The organism is Aeromonas sp. S11(2024) (genome assembly GCF_041402345.1).
Classification (GTDB): Bacteria; Pseudomonadota; Gammaproteobacteria; order Enterobacterales; family Aeromonadaceae; genus Aeromonas; species Aeromonas veronii.
Map to the genome: position 1 here is coordinate 97,918 of NZ_JBGLRC010000007.1, position 19,855 is coordinate 117,772.

The 19,855-nt window shown below is 60.6% G+C and carries 17 protein-coding genes and 1 tRNA gene; 13 read left to right on the plus strand and 5 right to left on the minus strand.

The genetic code is table 11. From position 1 onward, the window contains the following. Positions 1-40 precede the first annotated feature (40 nt). Complete coding sequence (locus ACB040_RS08530) at positions 41-583, minus strand: hypothetical protein (RefSeq protein WP_371154357.1); 543 nt, start codon at positions 581-583, stop codon at positions 41-43. 201 nt (positions 584-784) lie between these two features. On the opposite strand from ACB040_RS08530, the gene ACB040_RS08535 reads away from it, so the two are divergent. Continuing rightward, positions 785-861, plus strand: a tRNA-Trp gene (locus ACB040_RS08535). 144 nt (positions 862-1,005) lie between these two features. Here the strand turns inward: ACB040_RS08535 and ACB040_RS08540 are convergent. Further along, positions 1,006-1,878: a LysR family transcriptional regulator gene (locus ACB040_RS08540; protein WP_371154359.1), complete on the minus strand. Its 873-nt coding sequence runs from the start codon at positions 1,876-1,878 to the stop codon at positions 1,006-1,008. Positions 1,879-1,978: 100 nt separating this feature from the next. Here ACB040_RS08540 and ACB040_RS08545 point away from each other — a divergent pair, with 100 nt between their 5' ends. Next, positions 1,979-2,476, plus strand: a complete 498-nt coding sequence (locus ACB040_RS08545) for a lactoylglutathione lyase family protein (protein WP_005339743.1) — start codon at positions 1,979-1,981, stop codon at positions 2,474-2,476. 207 nt (positions 2,477-2,683) lie between these two features. After that, entirely contained in the window at positions 2,684-4,576 is a 1,893-nt protein-coding gene (locus ACB040_RS08550) for a methyl-accepting chemotaxis protein (RefSeq protein ID WP_371154361.1), read from the plus strand. Positions 4,577-4,641: 65 nt separating this feature from the next. On the opposite strand, the gene ACB040_RS08555 is transcribed toward ACB040_RS08550, so the two are convergent. Beyond that, a complete protein-coding gene (locus tag ACB040_RS08555) occupies positions 4,642-5,154 on the minus strand; it encodes a lipocalin family protein (RefSeq protein ID WP_247823792.1) in 513 nt (170 codons plus the stop codon). Between the two features lie 17 nt (positions 5,155-5,171). Further along, on the minus strand, positions 5,172-6,074 hold the full coding sequence (locus ACB040_RS08560; RefSeq protein WP_005339751.1) for an AraC family transcriptional regulator: 903 nt from the start codon (positions 6,072-6,074) through the stop codon (positions 5,172-5,174). A gap of 156 nt (positions 6,075-6,230) precedes the next feature. On the opposite strand from ACB040_RS08560, the gene yqhD reads away from it, so the two are divergent. From yqhD to ACB040_RS08600, 8 genes are all read left to right on the plus strand, one after another. Then, entirely contained in the window at positions 6,231-7,394 is a 1,164-nt protein-coding gene (yqhD, locus tag ACB040_RS08565; RefSeq protein ID WP_371154364.1) for an alcohol dehydrogenase, read from the plus strand. 507 nt (positions 7,395-7,901) lie between these two features. Further along, the gene (pntA, locus tag ACB040_RS08570) at positions 7,902-9,428 is read left to right on the plus strand and encodes a Re/Si-specific NAD(P)(+) transhydrogenase subunit alpha (RefSeq protein WP_371154366.1); all 1,527 of its coding nucleotides are present in this window, start codon (positions 7,902-7,904) and stop codon (positions 9,426-9,428) included. Between the two features lie 11 nt (positions 9,429-9,439). Then, positions 9,440-10,924: a Re/Si-specific NAD(P)(+) transhydrogenase subunit beta gene (pntB, locus tag ACB040_RS08575; RefSeq protein WP_005339759.1), complete on the plus strand. Its 1,485-nt coding sequence runs from the start codon at positions 9,440-9,442 to the stop codon at positions 10,922-10,924. Positions 10,925-11,022: 98 nt separating this feature from the next. Continuing rightward, entirely contained in the window at positions 11,023-11,802 is a 780-nt protein-coding gene (locus ACB040_RS08580; RefSeq protein WP_371154369.1) for a substrate-binding periplasmic protein, read from the plus strand. Positions 11,803-11,949: 147 nt separating this feature from the next. Next, positions 11,950-12,618 (plus strand): PAS domain-containing protein, encoded by a 669-nt coding sequence (locus ACB040_RS08585; RefSeq protein WP_335828403.1) that lies wholly within the window; start codon positions 11,950-11,952, stop codon positions 12,616-12,618. 21 nt (positions 12,619-12,639) lie between these two features. Continuing rightward, the gene (locus tag ACB040_RS08590; RefSeq protein ID WP_041234985.1) at positions 12,640-13,941 is read left to right on the plus strand and encodes a serine dehydratase subunit alpha family protein; all 1,302 of its coding nucleotides are present in this window, start codon (positions 12,640-12,642) and stop codon (positions 13,939-13,941) included. Between the two features lie 133 nt (positions 13,942-14,074). Continuing rightward, on the plus strand, positions 14,075-15,475 hold the full coding sequence (locus tag ACB040_RS08595) for an L-cystine transporter (RefSeq protein ID WP_005341918.1): 1,401 nt from the start codon (positions 14,075-14,077) through the stop codon (positions 15,473-15,475). A 97-nt stretch (positions 15,476-15,572) separates the two neighbouring features. Further along, the gene (locus ACB040_RS08600) at positions 15,573-16,901 is read left to right on the plus strand and encodes a CoA-disulfide reductase (RefSeq protein ID WP_371154375.1); all 1,329 of its coding nucleotides are present in this window, start codon (positions 15,573-15,575) and stop codon (positions 16,899-16,901) included. 145 nt (positions 16,902-17,046) lie between these two features. Here the strand turns inward: ACB040_RS08600 and ACB040_RS08605 are convergent, their stop codons facing one another. After that, complete coding sequence (locus ACB040_RS08605) at positions 17,047-17,802, minus strand: outer membrane protein assembly factor BamD (RefSeq protein ID WP_019446583.1); 756 nt, start codon at positions 17,800-17,802, stop codon at positions 17,047-17,049. 117 nt (positions 17,803-17,919) lie between these two features. On the opposite strand from ACB040_RS08605, the gene rluD reads away from it, so the two are divergent. Both rluD and pgeF read left to right on the plus strand, forming a co-directional pair. After that, positions 17,920-18,900, plus strand: coding sequence for a 23S rRNA pseudouridine(1911/1915/1917) synthase RluD (rluD, locus tag ACB040_RS08610; RefSeq protein ID WP_005339771.1), 981 nt, complete (start codon positions 17,920-17,922; stop codon positions 18,898-18,900). A 112-nt stretch (positions 18,901-19,012) separates the two neighbouring features. Further along, positions 19,013-19,750 carry a peptidoglycan editing factor PgeF gene (gene pgeF / locus ACB040_RS08615; protein WP_371154378.1) on the plus strand — a complete coding sequence of 246 codons (738 nt, stop codon included), beginning with the start codon at positions 19,013-19,015 and terminating at the stop codon, positions 19,748-19,750. Positions 19,751-19,855 lie beyond the last annotated feature (105 nt).

The window sequence follows — 19,855 nt, forward strand, 5'->3', positions numbered from 1 at the left end:
AAAATTTTATTTCCGATGCCAATTTCAGCATGAAAAACGTTTAAGTGGCGGAAACATGACGACAAATCCACACCTTGTGCGTCTCTTGCAGCGATTCCCCATCGCGGACCATGGCGCGCAAATAACCGAGTCTGTGGTGTCCTTCCAGCAGGCAGTAGGGGCGGGGCAGGGGATGACCGTTCGGGTAGCTGGAACCCTCTTCCGGCACCAGCACGATGACAGGTTCGGGCCAGGTGCCTTCGCTCAGCATCTTCTCGCCGAGCCAGGAGCGACGCACATAGCGGTTGCTGCGCAGCATCTCGCCCCAGCGCTCGATTACCTCCATATGGCGGGAGTCCACCTGATCCACCAATTGCGCGGTGGGCCAGCTTTCACAGGTGAACTGATGGCTGGCGAGATCGATAAAGCTCCAGTTGGACTCAAAACCGCGCCAATGGCGGTAAATCCACTGGGAGAGCACATTTTCAGGAATAAAGGGCACCAGCGGCGCGACCCGTTCAAGATAGGCGGGCAGGGACTCTGTCTTGCGTTCATCCCTGAAGTTGAGGGGCGCCAGTTGTTGGAGCAGTTGGTAATTGAGCATAAGTGGCCTCCCGGTACCTGATTTCACCCTACCCCCATTTATGTCCCATTCCTACCCCGGCAGGGCTGCAAATACAGCAAGTTATCCCGCTTTGCTGCACAAACAACCGCGACTTGTTCGGGATTTGTGCAATCGCATCGAAAGCGTAAAAAAAGCCTTTACCTTTGATCTCCACTTTGTATACTACGCCTCGTTTGTTGCAGGGGCGTAGTTCCAATTGGTAGAACAGCGGTCTCCAAAACCGATGGTTGCGGGTTCGAGTCCTGCCGCCCCTGCCATTTTCAGAAAGGCCAGCTCATTGAGCTGGCCTTTCGCATTTCCGGCGTTCGCCAATTTATCCCTCTCTCCTTTCTCTTCTCCTTCTTGCCGCTAGCCCTCGGTGACTGTGGCCACATTGATCTCGATGTCTGCCGCAAGAGCGTTCAATGTGCAGCAACCCGCTGTTTCAGGACGGTGACCAGCCGCTGGTGGCGGGCGGGGAGCGGCCACTCGGCGCGGTAGATCAGCCAGAGGGTGTCGATCACTTCAATGCTGCTCTGGATCACCCGGATCTTCTCCTGCTGGGCAAAGGCGGTGACGGCGAAGCGGGGCAGCACGGTAAAGCCGAGGCCGCGGGCGACCGGCTCCAGGATCAGGCCGATCTGGTTGGTAAAGCCGCGCAGCGGGATCTCGTCAACGCGCTGGCCGGGGTAGCGTCGTCCCAACAGGCGTTGTGCCATGCTGCGGCCATCCGGATGGTCGATAAAGCCGAGCTGACAGAGGTGCTGCCAGCTCTGCTCCTCGCCGTCGTTGGGCACCACCAGACAGAGGGGTTCGCGGGCGAAGGGCTCGGCGGCGATGCTGGGGTGCTCCGGCGGTTGATCCACCAGTCCCAGATCGCTGCGCCCCGCCAGTACCGCCTGCACTATGTCGGGGGTGGGGGCGAAACGGTGCTGGATGGTGAGTCCGGGGTGCTCCTGTTGCTGGTCGAGCAGCAGGGGATAGAGCAGCAGACCGATGCTGCCGGGGGTGGTGAGGGTGATGGCGCCGCGGTGAGGGTCATCGTCAGAGAGGCGCGCTCGCAGCTGTTCGGCGGCCTGTGCCTGCTGGCGGGCGAAGTCGAGCAGCACCAGCCCGCGCGGAGTGAGCTCCAGCTGACGGGGCTTGCGCAGCAGCAGGGGGCCGAATTCGGCCTCGAGACGCGAGATATGCTGACTGACGGCGGCCTGGGTGAGATCCAGCCGCTCGGCGGCACGGGTAAAGCTGCCGGTTTCATGCACCACCACCAGGGTGTGGAGCCAGAGTGGATTAACCATAAATTTAATTTATGACTTCCATTAGTTTGACCTTATTTTTCATTATGGCGCCTCTTCCTATCATGTCACCTGTTTCCCACACACAATTTCAAGGTGACTTATGACTTACCCGCGCAACTTCTCCCACATCGGCATCACGGTGACTGACCTCGACAAGGCAGTCGAGTTCTATACCAAGGTGATGGGCTGGTATCTCATCATGCCGGCGACCACCATCACCGAGGATGACTCCGCCATCGGCGTGATGTGCAACGACGTGTTTGGCCCGGGCTGGGGCTCCTTCCGCATCGCTCATCTCTCCACCGGCGACAAGATCGGTATCGAGCTGTTCGAGTTCCCCAACAGCGAGCGCCGTGAGAACAACTTCGAATTCTGGAAGACCGGGGTGTTCCACTTCAGCGTGCAGGATCCGGATGTCGAGGGGCTGGCGGCGCGTATCGTCGCGGCGGGCGGCAAGCAGCGGATGCCGGTGCGCGAGTACTACCCGGGCGAGAAACCCTACCGCATGGTTTACATGGAAGATCCCTTCGGCAATATCGTCGAGATCTACAGCCATAGCTATGAGCTGACCTACTCCGCCGGTGCATATCAGGGGTAAGTGACAGGCCGCCTTCGGGCGGCCTGCTGCTTTGTTGTTACAAGAGTCAGTAGCATGGAATAGCGATCTGGTTCACACGAATAGCGCGTTCTGTTGTTGATAGATGGGAAAATATACAGATTCACTAAAGTCTGTTCATATTGCGGCCGATAGCCTTTGATACATCAGGGTTTTCCCTGCCTGACACAACAACAAGGATTCGTCGTCATGACCCTCTCTCTGCGCGGCAAGCTGCTGGCCACCAGTCTTGGCGTGGTGCTGCTGATGGCATCACTGCTCGGCATCGTTGCCTTTCACACCCTCAAATCCCGCACCATGAGCGCCATTCAGAGCGAGGCGGTCAACTATGGTCACGCTTACTCGGTGGCGATCGGCGACTGGATGGCGGATCGCAAGAACACCGTCCATGCGCTGGTCAACCTGATCAGCGACAACCCCCAAGCCGAGCTGGTGCCGCACCTGAAGCAGGCCTATACCTCCGGCGGCTTCGGGCTCACCTATTTTGGCTCCGCGCAGGGGGTGATGACCCGGCAGGATCCCTCCCTCAACACCGGCAACTATGACCCGCGCGAGCGCCCCTGGTATCAGGATGCGGTGAAGGCGGGTCAGCTGATCGTCACCGCCCCCTATGTCAGCGTCACCATGCAGAAGCTGGTGGTTACTCTCTCCGAGCCGGTGCGCCATCAGGGGGAGCTGGTCGGTGCCGTGGGGGCCAACCTGGCGCTCGACAAGCTGATCGACGAAGTACTGGCGATGAAGGTGCAGGGTGAAGGCTATGCCATGCTGCTCGACAGCAGCGGCCTCATCGTCGGCCATCCGCAGAAGGATCTGGCACTCAAGCCCATCGCCGAGCTGGCGCCGGGACTCTCGGCCGCCACCTTCCAGCAGTGGGGCCGCGAAAACAGCGAGCTGCACGCCGCCACCCTCGACGGGCGGGATGTGCTGCTGGCGGTACAACCGGTGCCGGGCACCGACTGGCTGCTGGCCATGGTGATGTATCGCGATGTGCTGGAAGCGCCGCTCAGCAGCCTGCTGTGGGAGCTGGTGGGGCTGACCCTGGTGCTGATGCTGGTATTCAGCGCCCTGCTCACCGCCACCTTCAAATACCTGTTCGCCGATCTCGGTCGGGTCGCGCACGCCCTGCACGACATTGCCCACGGCGAGGGGGATCTCACCGTTCACATCAACACTCACAGCAAGGACGAGGTGGGTCAGCTGGCCCAGAACTTCAACCAGTTCGTGGCGCGGCTGCACGGCATCGTCAGCCGGTTGCGGGATGTGACCGTCGAGCTGGCGGCACAGTCCCGTGCCCAGGCGGCCGGGGCGCAGGCCCGCAGTCAGCGGGTACGCCAGCAGCAGGATGAGATCGTGATGGTGGCGACCGCGGTGACCGAGATGGCTTCCGCTACCCAGGAGATCGCCGGCAACGCCGAGTTTGCCGCCACCACCGCCACCGATGCGGTCGCACTGGCGGTCGCCGGCCAATCCCAGGTTGGCCAGAGTCAGCGCAGCATTACCGGTCTGGCGGACGAAGTGGCCGATGCCAGCCAGATCATCAACGAGCTGGACAGCCATGCCCAGAAGATCAGCGGCATTCTGGCGACCATCAGCGGCATCGCCGAGCAGACCAACCTGCTGGCGCTCAACGCCGCCATCGAGGCGGCCCGGGCCGGTGAGCAGGGCCGCGGTTTTGCGGTAGTGGCGGACGAGGTGCGGGTGCTGTCACGCCGTACCCACGACTCCACCGACGAGATCCAGCAGATGATCGAAACCCTGCAGCAGACCACCCGCCGCGCCGTGGGTGGCATGGAGACCAGCCGTCAGCTGGCGGGTACCAGCGTCGAGGATGCGGAAGCGGCCAACCAGAGCCTTGCCCGGATCAACGAGGCGATCGGCTCCATCAGCGACATGGCGACCCAGATCGCCGCGGCGGCCGAGGAGCAGACTTCGGTGACCGGTGAGATCAGCCGCAATACCGAAAATATCCGCCACGTCTCGCAAGAGCTTGCCGAGCAGGCGGGCAACGAGGCGGCGCAGGCGGCCGAACTCAAGTCGCTGACCGAGCGGCTGGAGCAGGAGATCGGCCGCTTCCGGCTCTGATCCTCCGCCTACTCTCCATGAAAAAGGGCAGCCCGCGGGCTGCCCTTTGTCATTTCACGACTGGCTTAAGGGTTCTGCTTGACCCAGATAAGCTGGTCGGTGGCAAAGCCCAGCGACTTCGCCTTGGCGACCAGCGCATCCACCTTTGCCTTGGGCGGGTTGGGTGAGCGGGAGAGGATCCAGAGATAGTCGTGGTTGTAGCTGGTCACCAGCGAGAGCTGGTAATCGGGATCGAGGTCGATGACGTTGTAGCCGCCGTAGAAGGGGCCGAAGAAGCTCACCTTGAGCCGCGCCTCGTCAGGACTATCGATGAAGTAGGCCTTGCCCTCGGCTTCGCGCCAGCTGCCATCGCTCTGCTTGCCGCGGTTGAGCACCTTGACGCCACCATCGTCCCGCAGGCTGTAGGTGGCGCTCACCTGCTCCAGCCCCCGCTCGAAGCTGTGGTCGAGGCGGGCGATTTCGTACCAGGTACCGAGATAACGATCGAGCTGGAAGCCGGTAACGGGGCGAATGCCGTCGGCAATCCCGGTACAGGCCGTCAGCAGCAAAGCGGTGAACAGGCAAAGCAGTGAACGCATAAGTAATCCCTCTCTTGTTATCCCTCGATGATGCGCAGCTGGCCATCCCGGAAGCGGGAGGCCTGATCCGTCGGCGTGCTGCCGAAGAAGCGCTTGTACTCCCGACTGAACTGGGAGTTGCTCTCGTAACCGACTCTGGCCGCCGCGGTGCCCGCCTTGATGCCGTCGTGCAGCATCATCATCCGCGCCTTGTGCAGGCGAAACGACTTGATGTACTGCAGCGGCGAGGTAGCGGTGACCGCCTTGAAGTGGTGGTGAAAGGCGGAGACGCTCATGTTCACCTCCCGCGCCAGCTCCTCCATGGTGAGGTTGTCGGCATAACGGGACTCTATCATACGCAGCACCCGGGCGATCTGGCCCACATGGTTGTGGCGATTGGCGAGCGCCTGCAGCGCCGGGCCGCCCCCTTCGGTGAGAGCGTGGAACAGCATTTCCCGCACCGTCTGCGGTCCCAGCACCCTGGCGTGCAGCGGGTTGTCCATCAGCTCGATCAGTCGCTCGGCGGCGCAAAACATGGTTTCCGACAGGGGGACCGAGTGGACGCCGCTCTTTTGTGGTGCGGGGGCGGGCAGGGCATCGCCCAGCTCCAGCAGCAGCTCTTGCAGGGTTACCAGATCGATCTCGATGGTAAAACCGATAAGCGGCTGCTCGGGGGAGGCGAAGCACTCGCACTCGCAGGGGAGCGGCAGGGTCATCAGCAGATAGTGGTTGGGGTCGTAGCGAAACACCTGATCCGCCAGATAACCCACCTTGTGCCCCTGCAGGATTACGATCATCCGCGGTTGGTAGAGCACCGGGGTGCGGCCATGGTGCTCGGTGGTATAGATGAGGTTGACCTGTTTCACCGGTGATGGGGTGATGCCGGGTGCGGTGACGTGGCGGGTCAATCTGGTTGCGAGGTCGCTGTAACGGTTTTGCATGGCGCTCTTTGATTCGATAGTTCCGGTTTTCGCTGCTTTGTAGAAATAGGCAAGAATAAAGCAGGATGTTGTCTTGATGGTAGAGTGGTTCTGGAGAAAAATGCAATCACGATTTCGCGGCCTGGCCGCCCTGACTATCAGAAGAAGGCAATGTCGATGAACAACTTTACTCTCCATACCCCGACCAAAATCCTGTTCGGCCAAGGGCAGATCGCCCAGTTGCGCGAGCAGCTTCCGAGCGACGCCCGCGTCATGATCACCTATGGTGGCGGCAGCGTGGTACGCAGCGGCTTGTTGGAGCAGATCCGCAACGAGCTGGCTGGCATGACTCTGTTTGAATTTGGCGGCATCGAGCCGAATCCGGCCTACGAGACCCTGATGGGGGCCGTGGAGCTGGCCCGTGCCGAGCGGGTCGACTTCCTGCTCGCCGTTGGCGGTGGTTCCGTGCTCGATGGCACCAAGTTTATCGCCGCTGCCGCGCACTACGATCCGGCCAAGGATCTCTGGCACATTCTCGAAACCGTCGGCAGCGAAGTGCGCTCCGCCATCCCGCTCGGTTCCGTGCTGACCCTGCCGGCGACCGGTTCCGAAATGAACATGGGTGCCGTCATCACCCGTCGCAGCAGTGGCGACAAGGTGCACTTCTTCTCGCCGTTCGTGATGCCGCGCTTCGCCGTGCTGGATCCGGTGCTCACCTACACCCTGCCCGAGCGTCAGGTGGCGAACGGGGTGGTGGATGCTTTCGTCCACATCGTGGAGCAGTACCTCACCTATCCGGTCAACGCCAAGGTGCAGGATCGCTTCGCTGAAGGCTTGCTGCTGACCCTGATCGAAGAGGGCCCCAAGGCGCTGGCCGAGCCGCAGAACTACGAGGTACGCGCCAACATCATGTGGAGCGCCACCATGGCGTTGAACGGCCTGATCGGTGCCGGTGTACCACAGGACTGGGCCACCCACATGCTGGGTCACGAGCTGACTGCCCTGCACGGCCTCGACCACGCCCAGACTCTGGCGGTGGTGCTGCCTGCCCTGCTGCAGGCCAAGCGCAAACAGAAACATGCCAAGCTGCTGCAATACGCAGAGCGGGTGTGGGGTCTGAACAGCGGCAGCGAAGCGGAGCGCATCGACGATGCCATCGCCGCGACCCGCGACTTCTTCGAGCGGATGGGGGTCAAGACCCGACTGCGCGACTACGGTCTGAAAGATCTGGGTATCGACACCCTGATCGGCAAGCTGGGTGAGCACGGCATGACCCGTCTGGGCGAGCACGGCGACATCGATCTGGTGCAGAGCCAGCATATTTATGAAGCGGCCTGGTAAGGGCCGCCAATCGGTGCCAAACGGGCGAAACGATTGAATTGCCGGGGCCCTCTCCCGCCATCTGGCGGCTGAGCGGCCCCGCTTTTGTTGGGAAAATGTTACTTTTCGGCGTTTCGCTGCGAGAAGTGAGACGAAAGCGGATTTCGTAAGAACAAAAAACGCTAAGATAGAGGGCCGGTAAAACATTTTTTTTGACTGGTTGGATCACTTTTTTCAGCCGTTTTTACTGGTATAAGCCTCTAATTTGGTTTGTTTTTTTTAATCGTAGCCAGGGATGGGCTGAATTCTGTACGAGTGCCGTCGGGACTGCGGTTGTAATAAAACTCCAAAATTTGATACTAATCACCTTCGCGCCTGAAAAGCGGGGGCCTGACCATGACAGGAGGTTGAGGTAAAGCCTACTGATTTTCATAACAAAGAGCCCTGGACCTGCACTTTGGTCATGTCTTGTTTCGTCAGAAGTGAGACACTGGGCAGCGATTGTTTATTAACCATCAGGGAATAGTCATGCAGATTGGAATACCGAGAGAGAGTCTCGCCGGTGAGACCCGGGTCGCAGCGACCCCGGCTACCGTCGAGCAGCTGAAAAAGCTCGGCTTCGAGGTCGCCATCGAGACCGGCGCAGGCCTGTCGGCCAGCTTCGATGATGCCGCCTTCGAGGCTGCCGGTGCCAGCGTGGTGCCGAATGTCTGGCAAGCCGACCTTATCTTCAAGGTCAATGCGCCGACCGATGCCGAGATCGCACAAATTAAAGATGGCGCCACTCTGGTGAGCTTCATCTGGCCTGCCCAGAACCCTGAGCTGGTCAAGAAGCTGTCCGAGCGCAACATCAATGTGATGGCGATGGATATGGTGCCGCGGATCTCCCGTGCCCAGTCCCTCGATGCCCTCTCCTCCATGGCCAACATCGGTGGCTATCGCGCCGTGGTTGAAGCTGCGCACCAGTTCGGTCGCTTCTTCACCGGTCAAATCACCGCAGCCGGTAAAGTGCCGCCTGCCAAGGTACTGGTGATCGGTGCCGGTGTGGCCGGTCTGGCTGCCATCGGTACTGCCGGTTCCCTCGGTGCCATCGTGCGTGCGTTCGATACCCGTCTGGAAGTGGCCGAGCAGATCGAATCCATGGGTGGGGAATTCCTCAAGCTGGACTTCGGTGGCGAAGACGGTGCATCCAGCGATGGTTACGCCAAAGTCATGTCCGATGAGTTCATCAAGGCCGAGATGGAGCTGTTCGCCCAGCAGGCCAAAGAGGTGGACATCATCATCACCACCGCCCTGATCCCGGGCAAGCCGGCTCCCAAGCTGATCACCAAAGAGATGGTCGACAGCATGAAGCCGGGTTCCGTCATCGTGGACATGGCCGCTCAGGCTGGCGGTAACTGTGAATACACAGTGCCGGGTGATCTGCATGTCACCGACAACGGCGTCAAGGTGATCGGTTACACCGATCTGCCGGGTCGTCTGCCTGCCCAATCCTCTCAGCTCTACGGTACCAACCTGGTCAACCTGATGAAGCTGATGTGCAAGGAGAAGGACGGCAACGTTGCCATCGACTTCGAAGACGTGGTTCAGCGCAACATGACGGTGATCCAGGCCGGTGAAGTGACCTTCCCGCCGCCCGCCATCTCCGTCTCTGCTGCCCCGCAGAAACCGGCCGCCGCCAAACCGGCCGCCAAGAAAGAAGAGGCCAAGCCCTCCAACAAGAAGTTCGTGTTCGGTGCTCTCGGCATCGCCGCCTTCGGCTGGATCGCCTCCGTTGCCCCGGCAGCCTTCCTCTCCCACTTCACCGTATTCATCCTGGCCTGTGTGGTCGGTTATTACGTGGTGTGGAACGTATCGCACGCCCTGCATACGCCGCTGATGTCGGTCACCAATGCCATCTCCGGCATTATCGTGGTCGGTGCCCTGCTGCAGATCGGGCAAGGGTCGACCCTGGTCACCGCATTGGCGTTCATCGCCGTGCTGATTGCCAGTATCAACATCTTCGGCGGCTTCACCGTCACTCAGCGCATGCTGAAGATGTTCCGTAAGGATTAAGGGGGTTTAACGTGTCTCAAGGACTGGTAACAGCATCCTATATCGTTGCCGCCGTGCTCTTCATCCTCAGTCTCGCGGGACTGTCGAAGCAAGAAACGGCCAAGCATGGCAACTTGTTCGGTATCGCGGGTATGGCTATCGCCCTGCTCGCCACCGTATTCAACCCGGAGACCAGTGGTGTTCACTGGATCATCCTGGCCATGGTGATCGGCGGTGCCATCGGCGTGCGTCTGGCACTCAAGGTCGAGATGACCGAGATGCCCGAACTGGTGGCCGTGCTGCACAGCTTCGTGGGTATGGCGGCGGTGCTGGTGGGCTTCAACAGCTTCATCGATCTGCACCCCTCCGCGCCTGCTGAAGTGGTGGTCTCCGTCGGTTCCAACCTGGATGCCACCCTGGCAGCCGCCCGTGCGGCGTTCGAGCAGGCCAACAGCGTTGCCCAGGTCGAGCACCTGACCGGCGCCATGCTGAACATCCACCTGGTCGAGATCTTCCTGGGCGTCTTCATCGGTGCCGTAACCTTTACCGGTTCCGTGGTTGCCTTCGGCAAACTGCGTGGTCTCATCTCCTCCAAGCCACTGATGCTGCCGCACCGCCACAAGCTGAACCTGCTGGCCGTGGTCGCTTCTCTGGCGCTGATGGTCTACTTCGTCAACGCGGGCGGCTCTACCTTCGCCCTGCTGGTGATGACCCTGATCGCCTTCGCCTTCGGCTGGCATCTGGTTGCCTCCATCGGTGGCGCAGACATGCCGGTGGTGGTCTCCATGCTGAACTCCTACTCCGGTTGGGCGGCGGCAGCGGCGGGCTTCATGCTCTCCAATGACCTGCTGATCGTCACCGGTGCTCTGGTGGGTTCCTCCGGTGCGATCCTCTCTTACATCATGTGTAAGGCGATGAACCGCTCCTTCATCTCCGTGATCGCCGGTGGCTTCGGCTCCGACGGCGTAGCCTCCACGGCTGATCAGGAGATGGGCGAATACCGCGAAACCAGCGCCGAGGAAGTGGCTGACCTGCTGAAGAACTCCAGCTCCGTCATCATCACCCCGGGCTATGGCATGGCGGTGGCGCAGGCCCAGTATCCGGTGGCTGAAATCACCCAGAAGCTGCGTGATCGCGGCGTCAAGGTGCGCTTCGGTATCCACCCGGTTGCCGGTCGTCTGCCTGGCCACATGAACGTGCTGCTGGCGGAAGCGAAAGTGCCGTATGACATCGTGCTGGAAATGGACGAGATCAACGACGATTTCGCCGACACCGACACCGTGCTGGTGATCGGTGCCAACGACACCGTCAACCCGGCCGCGATGGAAGATCCGGGCAGCCCGATCGCCGGTATGCCGGTGCTGGAAGTGTGGAAAGCGCAGAACGTCATCGGCTTCAAGCGTTCCATGAACACTGGCTACGCCGGTGTCCAGAACCCGCTGTTCTTCAAGGAAAATACCCAGATGCTGTTTGGCGATGCCAAGGCCAGCGTCGAGGCAATCCTGAAAGCACTGTAAGTGCCATTCAGAGAGTGGATATCAAGGAGGCTTCGGCCTCCTTTTTTATTGCTCATCCCTTGTATATCCTCAATCCATACGGACCATGAGGGATCTCCATGATGTGGTGTCAGGGTTGGCGAAGGATCGGGTTGTACGGCTGGCTGCTGGCCTCCCTGTTTGGTGCTGGTTCGGCCGTAGCGGCGGACGAGCCGCCGACTCTGACGCTGCTGACCGAGCTGTGGCCCCCTTATGTGATGCGTGGTGACAATGGCGAGCTGGCTGGCGCCGATCTCGATCTGGCCTGTACCGTGTTGCGCCAGATGGGTTATCGCACTGAAATCAGGGTGCTGCCCTGGAAGCGGGTTCTGCAGCAGGCCCGTCTCAGACAGGGGGATGCGGTGCTCGATGTCTTCTTTGAACCTTCCCGCCAGCACTGGCTCTACTACCCCGAAGAGCCGCTCTCTTACAGCGGTGAAGTGCTCTTCTATCCATCGGCTCGTCCGGTGGATTTCAGGCAGCTCTCCGACCTCAAGGGTCTGCGGATAGGTATTCAGGAAGATTATGCCTACAGCCCCGATTTTCTGACCGATCCCGGGGTGATCCGGATGCCGATGACGGGGGAGGGGAATGCCATCAAACAGCTGCATCTGATGATGGCCGGTCGGCTGGACGGGGTGGTGCTCAACGAGCGGGTCGGTCGCTACTTGCTGCACACTCAGGGGTTGCAGGATCAGGTGAACCACGGCTCGCGCCTGCTGACAGACGACAACCGCAACTTTCTCGCGTTTACCCACAAGCCTGGCCACGACCAGCTGGCTATCCGCTTCTCCTCTGCCCTCAAGGCGTTCAAACAGACTCCCGCCTACAAGCAGCTGCTGGCCCGCTATCACCTCTGAGTCGCCGCCCTGCTGTGCGCTGCTTCACAATTTGTCGCACTTTGTTAAAAGGTGGGCATAATGGCGAGTAAAAAGGGGATGCCGCTCAACATTAGTTGATCTTGTTGATAGTAGAATCAACTGCGGTTTACTCAAAGTTACTCATATATGTCCACAGCAGCCACTACTGACCAGATCAATTCGTTAACGGATGAAGAACGTCATCTGATCGCCAGTTTCGAGCCCGCGGTCGAGGCGCTGGCCGCGCTGTTTGGCGCAGGGTGCGAGGTGGTGTTGCATGCGTTCGATACGCTGGATGCATCGGTTATCAAGATTGCCAACGGCCATGTCACCGGTCGTCGGGAGGGGGCGCCGGTCACCGACTTTGCCCTCAACCGTTTGCAGGGGGAGGCGGGCAGCCAGTGGAGCAGCTACTTCAGCCGTACCCGCGACGGGACGCTGATGAAGTCCTCCTCCATCACTATCAGCAACCGGCAGGGCAAGCCCATCGGCATGCTCTGCGTGAACTTCAGTCTGGATACCTCCCTTGGCAGCCTGCTCGATACCTTTGCGCTGCCCGCGGCACCGGCGCCGCTCAACAGCGAGACCTTTGCCAGCTCGGTGGACGATCTGGTGACCCAGGTGATTGAGAAGGTGGATCGGGACGATTCGCTCTCCTGCACGGTGCGCAACAAGGAGATAGTTACCCGGCTCTTCGACATGGGGATCTTCGAGATCAAGGAGGCGGCCCAGCTGGTTGCCCGGATGCTCGGCATCTCCCGTCATACTGTTTATCTGCATATCCGCAACCACAAGGCGGATCTGAACAAGCAATAACTGCCTGCGGGCACCCTGAACATGAGAAACACTGCGATGAAAGCACAATGGACCGACTTTATTACCCTGCTCAAGCGTGAAGTGGTGCCGGCCCTGGGCTGTACCGAGCCGATGTCGGTGGCGCTGGCGGCGGCCAACTGCCGCAAGCTGCTGGGGGAGACCCCGACCCGCATCAGCGTCTGGGTCAGTGGCAATCTGTTCAAGAACGGCATGGGGGTCGGGGTGCCGGGTACCGGCATGATCGGTCTGCCGGTGGCTGCTGCGGTCGGCATCACAGGGGGCAACCCGGATGCCGGGCTGGAGGTGCTCAAGACCCTCACACCAGAACAGGTGGAAGCGGCCAAGGCGCTGCTGCCGGTGATCAAGGTGGATGTGAAGGATGTGCCGGATGTGCTCTACGCCGAGGTGCTGGCCGAAGTTGAAGGGCACAGTGCCCGGGTGGTGATCTGTACCGACCACACTCGCATCATCCTGATGGAGAAGGATGGCGAGGTGCTGATGGAGCAGGCCAGCGCCCCCGGCGTGCAGATCCAGCCAGCCAAATCCGCCAAACCGGCCATGACCCTGCGGGAGATCGTCGATTTTGCATTGGAAGTGCCGCTGGCGGAGATCGACTTTATCCGCGAGGCCGCCACCATGAATCAGGCGCTGGCAGATGAAGGGTTGCAGGGTTACGGCCTGAAGATCGGCAAGATCCTCACCGAACAGGTGGAGCGCAAGCTGCTCTCCGATGACCTGATGACCCTGGCGATGCGCCTCTCCTCTGCCGCCTCCGATGCGCGGATGGATGGCGCCATGCTGCCCGCCATGTCCAACTCCGGTTCCGGCAATCAGGGCATTGCCGCCACCATGCCGGTGGTCGCGGCCGCCCGCTTCCTCAAGGCGAGCGACGAGCAGCTGACCCGGGCACTGGTGATGAGCCATCTGGTGGCCATCTACATCAAGACCTATCAGAACAAGCTGTCGGCCCTCTGCGCCGCCAGTACCGCCGCCATGGGGGCCGGTGCCGCCATCACCTGGCTGCTGGGCGGCCAGTATCAGCAGATCAGCCACTGCATCAACAACATGATTGGCGATGTCTCCGGCATCATCTGTGACGGCGCGGGCAGCGCCTGCTCCATGAAGGTCTCCACCTCCACCTCGGCCGCAGTGAAGTCTTCCCTGATGGCTATCAACAACCTGCATGTCCCCCAGAGCGAGGGGATCGTCTCCGACGATGTGGACCAGACCATCGCCAATCTGGGCCGCCTCTCCAAAGAGGGGATGCTGGATACCGACATCGAAATCATCAACATCATGCGAGCGAAACAGCAGAAGCAGTGAATCTGTGACAAGGGGGCGATAGACCCCCTTGTTCTTGTCACGACGGCGCAGACCGTCTGACACGGTTGCCAGGGCAAGCATGGCGCTTGCTCTTGTTTCTCGGGCCCAAGCCCGCTTTTTGGGGAGTCATACCATGACATTTAGCGTTATCGGCAATCTGGCCATCGCCGCCATCTTGCTGTTCTTTCTCTACCGGTTACAGGAAAAACATGTGAGCTTCACCCGCCGGGTATTTGCCGGTCTGGGGCTCGGTATTCTGTTCGGCGCCGCGTTGCAACTGCTTTACGGTGCAGGTTCGCCCGTCATTGTTCAGACCATCGACTATCTGGATATCGTGGGTAGCGGCTATGTGAAGCTGCTGCAGATGATCATCATCCCGCTGATCATGGTCTCCATCATCAGCGCTATCTTGAAGCTCAATGGCGGCACCGCGCTGGGCAAGATCAGCGCCATGACCATAGGCGTGTTGATCTTCACCACCGCCATCGCCGCCGGGGCGGGCATCCTGATGTCCAACCTGTTTGGCCTGACCGCTGAAGGGCTCACCTCCGGTGCCGCCGAAAGCGCCCGTGGCGCCGCGCTGCAGACCACCCTCGGCAGCGTCGAGAGCATGTCGTTTGCCAAGATGATGCTGGAGTTCATTCCGGCCAACCCCTTCCTCGACATGACCGGGGCGCGCAAGACCTCCACCATCGCCGTGGTGATCTTCTCCATCTTTATCGGCCTCTCTGCCACCGGCATCGCCCGCAAGAAGCCGGAAATCTTCGCCAGCTTCAGCCACTTCGTGGCCGTAGCTCATGCCATCGTAATGCGGATGGTGACCCTGGTGCTGCGCCTGACCCCGTTCGGCGTGCTGGCCCTGATGACCAAGGTGGTCTCCGGTTCCAACTATGCTGACATCCTCAACCTGCTCAGCTTTGTGATGGCCTCTTACGGCGCCATCGCCATCATGTTTGTCGTGCACCTGCTGCTGGTGAGCATGGTCGGCATCAACCCGCTGCGCTTCCTCAAGAAGATCACGCCGGTGCTGGCGTTTGCCTTCACCTCGCGCACCAGTGCGGGCTCCATCCCGATGAACGTGCAGACCCAGACCAAGTCGCTGGGTATTCCCGAGGGGATCGCCAACTTCGCCGCCTCCTTCGGTTCCACCATCGGCCAGAACGGCTGTGCCGGTATCTATCCGGCCATGCTGGCCGTGATGATTGCCCCGACCGTAGGGGTCAACCCGATGGATCCCGGTTTCATCATGACCCTGATCGCCATCATCACCGTCAGCTCCTTCGGGGTGGCCGGCATTGGCGGCGGCGCCACCTTTGCCGCGCTGATCGTGCTCTCCGCGCTGGACTTCCCGGTGGCGCTGGCCGGTCTGCTCATCTCCATCGAGCCGCTGATCGACATGGGCCGTACCGCGCTCAACGTTTCAGGCTCCATCACCGCAGGGACGGTCACCAGCCGCCTGATGGGCGAGACCGACATGCATGTGTTCAACAGCGATCACGAAGTGAGTCTGGACGGCGAAGAGTCTACCGTCTGATTTGCGTCGGTTGATCTGCCTGTGGAAAGGGGCGACCCTTTCCCGTCATAGACCGCAGGGAGGGCATGCCCTCCCTGCGCCATTGAGAGGAAAAACAATGAGAATTCTGATCATCGGTGGCGAAGCCGCCGGTATGAGTGCGGCGGCCAAGGCCCGCCGTCTGGCCAAAGAGGCCGACATCGTGGTGTATGAGGCCTCCGAGGTGATCTCTTTCGGTGCCTGCGGCCTGCCCTACTTCGTCGGCGACGAGTTTCAGGAGCCTGGCTACATGGCCGAGTTCACCCCCGAGCAGTTCGCCGCCAAGGGGATCGAGGTCAAGATTGGCCATCGGGTATTGAGCGTTGACGCAGCTGCCCAGACTCTGGTGGTGGAGCACAACGGCGACACCTTCACCGATCGCTACGATCGGCTGATGATCGCCACCGGTGCCCGCGAAGTGATGCCCCCCATCCCCGGTCTGCAGCAGCAAGGGGTATTCGGTCTGCGCCGGATGGCCGACGGACTGGCGCTGAAGGCGGCGGTGCAAGACAAGAACAATCGCCGCGCAGTGGTGATTGGCTCCGGCTTTATCGGGCTGGAAGTGGTCGAGGCGCTGGTCCATCAGGGCAAAGAGGTGCGTCTCATCGAGCTGGCGGATCGAGTCATCCCCGATGCGTTTGATGGCGAGATCACCCAGCACATCGAAACCGAACTGCGCGAGCAGGGGGTCTCTCTCCATCTGGGTGAGCGAGTTGAAGCACTGCTGGGGGATGGTCGGGTGACCGGCGTGCGCACCAGCCAGGGCGAGTATGAGGCCGATATCGTGGTGGTCTGCACCGGGGTCAAGCCCAACACCGAGTTTCTGGCCGATACCGGCATCGAGCGGCTCGGCAACGGCGCCATCAAGGTGGACCGTCAGGGGCGCAGCTCGCTCGCCAACGTCTGGTCAGCCGGTGACTGTGCCAGCGTCTGGCACAGCGTGAAGCAGCAGCAGGTCTATGTACCGCTCGCCACCATCGCCAACAAGCTGGGCCGCATGGTAGGCGAGAACTTGGCGGGTGCCGAGCAGGAGTTCCCGGGTACCCTCGGTTCTGCGGCGCTCAAGGTGCTTGGGCTGGAGGCGGGCCGTACCGGCCTCTCCGAGCAGGAAGCCAAGGCGATGGGCATCGACTATCGCACCGTGGTGATCAAGGACAAGTGCCACACCAACTACTGCCCGGGTCAGTCCGACATCCACGTCAAGCTGGTTTATGAGGCGGGCAGCAAGCGGCTACTGGGTGGCCAGATCCTCGGTCGCAAGGGGGCGGTCCACCGCATCGACGCGCTGGCGGTGGCCATCACCATGGGGGTGACCACCGAACAGCTCGGCATGCTGGACTTTGCCTATGCGCCGCCCTTCTCCCGCACCTGGGATGCCCTGAACGTGGCGGGTAATGTCGCGAAGTAAGCGTTGCGATGACGGCGTTGGGAAGGCGCCGTCACGCTGACCCTGGTCTGCAGAGCTTCTGCGGGTAATATCAGTGGCTAAATTGCAGCGATAAAAAAACCGATGCCTTGGCATCGGTTTTTTGTTACCGGTTTATCCGTATCACTCAGCCACGGCCGAGGCGGTTCTCCGGGTAGTTCTTGGCCAGCACTTCGCGAGCATGCTTGGCCAGCTGTGGCATTTTCAGGGCGTCGTAAGACTCGACCATGATCTCCAGTGCCTTCTCGGTTTCGGCTGTGTCGGGGTAGGTTTCGACAATCAGCTTGGCCCGGTTGGCGGCCGCGACCAGTGCATCACGCTTCACATAATACTCGGCCACGCTCAGGTCATATCGGGCCAGACGATTCTTCAGGCCAATCATGCGGGCGCGAGCATCGGCGGCATAGACGCTGTTGGGGTAGTTCTGCAGCAGGGTCTTGAAGTCCTGGAATGCCTGACGGGCATAAGCAGGGTCTTTGTCATCCCGATCGATACCGAACAGGCTCTGGAAGAAGTTGTAATCCGCCGCCATGTTGGTCAGGCCGCGCATATAGAAGACGTAATCGATGTTTTTATGCGCCGGATTGAGGCGGATAAAACGGTCGATATTGGCGATCGCCTGAGCGGTATCATCCTGCTTGTAGTAGGCATAGATGAGGTCAAGCTGCACCTGATTGGAGTAGGCGCCGAACGGGTAGCGAGAGTCCAAAGCCTCCAGCAATTCAGTGGCTTGCACGTAATTGCCAACATCCAGTTTGAGGCGTGCTTTCTGGTACAGGGTCTCCGGCGGTTCGTCGGGTACCTTGGGTTTGGTGCTGGAACAGCCTGTGATCAAGGTAGCGACCAAGGCGAGCGACATCAGCAGGTGAGACTTCTTTCCCATCAACAACATCCGGTCCATTTCCACGAAATTGGCAAAGTATCCGTTATGCTTGGCTAAAAGAAAAGCTAGAATACCCGGATTATTTCGAATTGATACCCCCCGCTCAAGAGACCATACATGAGCCAGCATATTGAACTGACAGGCGAATTCCAGGATCACCAATTCGGGCAGCGACTCGACCAGGCCCTGGCCGAATTGTTTCCAGACTACTCCCGCACCCGCATCAAGGAGTGGATTTTACAGGACAGAGTGACCCTGGACGGTCAGGTTGCCAACACCCCGCGCGAGAAGATTCTGGCCGGGCAGCAGGTGCATGTGAATGTCGAGCTGGAAGATGATACCCGCTGGGATGCCCAGGATATCGAGCTCAACATCGTTTATGAAGATGAACACATTCTGGTGATCGACAAACCGGCCGGACTGGTGGTTCACCCGGGCGCAGGCACGCCGGATGGCACCATCCTCAATGCCCTGCTGCACCGCTACCCCGGCATTGCCGAGGTACCCCGCGCCGGTATAGTGCACCGTCTGGATAAAGACACCACAGGTTTGATGGTGGTTGCCAAAACCGTACCCGCCCAGACCCATCTGGTGGAAGCGTTGCAGGCGCGCCAGATCACCCGTGAGTACGAAGCGATCGCCATCGGTCACATGACCGCAGGTGGCACCGTCGATGCGCCCATCGGCCGTCACCCGACCCAGCGTACCCACATGGCCGTGGTGCCCAATGGCCGCCCCTCTGTGACCCACTACCGGGTTCACGAGAAGTTCCGTGGCCACACCCGTCTGCGTCTGCGTCTGGAGACCGGCCGTACCCACCAGATCCGTGTCCACATGGCCCACATCAAACACCCGCTGGTGGGTGATCCCGCTTACGGTGGCCGTCTGCGCCCGCTGCGCAACGCGACCCCCGAGCTGACCCAGGCACTGCGTAACTTCAACCGTCAGGCGCTGCATGCCACCATGCTGCAACTGGCTCACCCCATCACGGGGGAAGTGATGCAGTGGCACTCAGCTACACCGCAAGACATGGTGGAGCTGATGGAAGTGCTGCGCGCGGATACTCTCGCCAATCCGGATGATTTAGTCTGGAATTGATGCGATAGGGCCTGCTGCGTCGGTTTCTGGCGTCATCCGGCCCGAACAGATGCCAAACGGGGTTCCCTTGCAGGAGCCCCGTTTTTATATCGGTGAATTGAAGGAGTCACAGATGAAATGGATCGAACCCGACTGGCCAGCCCCGGCGTGTGTCAGGGCGTTGTCGACCACCCGGGATGGCGGCGTCAGTGAAGGGGTCTTTGCAGGTCTCAATCTGGGCACCCATGTGGGGGATGAACCGGCGCGAGTCGAGTCTAACCGCGCCCGCTTGCAGCAGGCGGCCGCCATCCCGGGGCCCCTTAACTGGCTTAATCAGGTGCACGGCACCGTGGTTCATACCGTCAGCCGCGACTATGGCTGTGCGCCGGATTCGGATGCCGCCTGCGCCCATGAGGCGGAGCTGGCCTGCATCGTGATGACCGCCGACTGTCTGCCGGTGTTGTTTTGCGATCGGGCCGGTACCGTGGTCGCAGCGGCCCACGCAGGCTGGCGTGGACTGAAAGAGGGCGTGCTGGAGGCGAGCATCGCCGCCATGGGCTGCGAGCCGGTCGAGGTCCTGGCCTGGCTGGGCCCGGCCATTGGCCCCACTGCATTTGAAGTGGGGGGAGAGGTGCGCGAGGCCTTTATGGCTGAGCAGGCTGAAGCAGAAGCGGCGTTCGTCCCTTCGTCCAACGACGGCAAATGGTTGGCGGATATCTACCAGCTGGCGCGGTTGCGCCTCGCCCGTGCCGGCGTTACCGCCGTCTATGGCGGCGAATACTGCACCTTCAGCGATAGCGAGCAGTTCTACTCCTATCGTCGCGACGGCCAGACCGGCCGGATGGCCTCCCTCATCTGGTTGGCCCGCTAAGCAATCACCCGCCAAGTAATACCCCGTCTCTCTCAAGAGCAGAGCCGTATGAGAGAGGCGGGGCTCCTGCCCTCTCCCCGCTTTGCAGAAAAAATAACCAGCCCA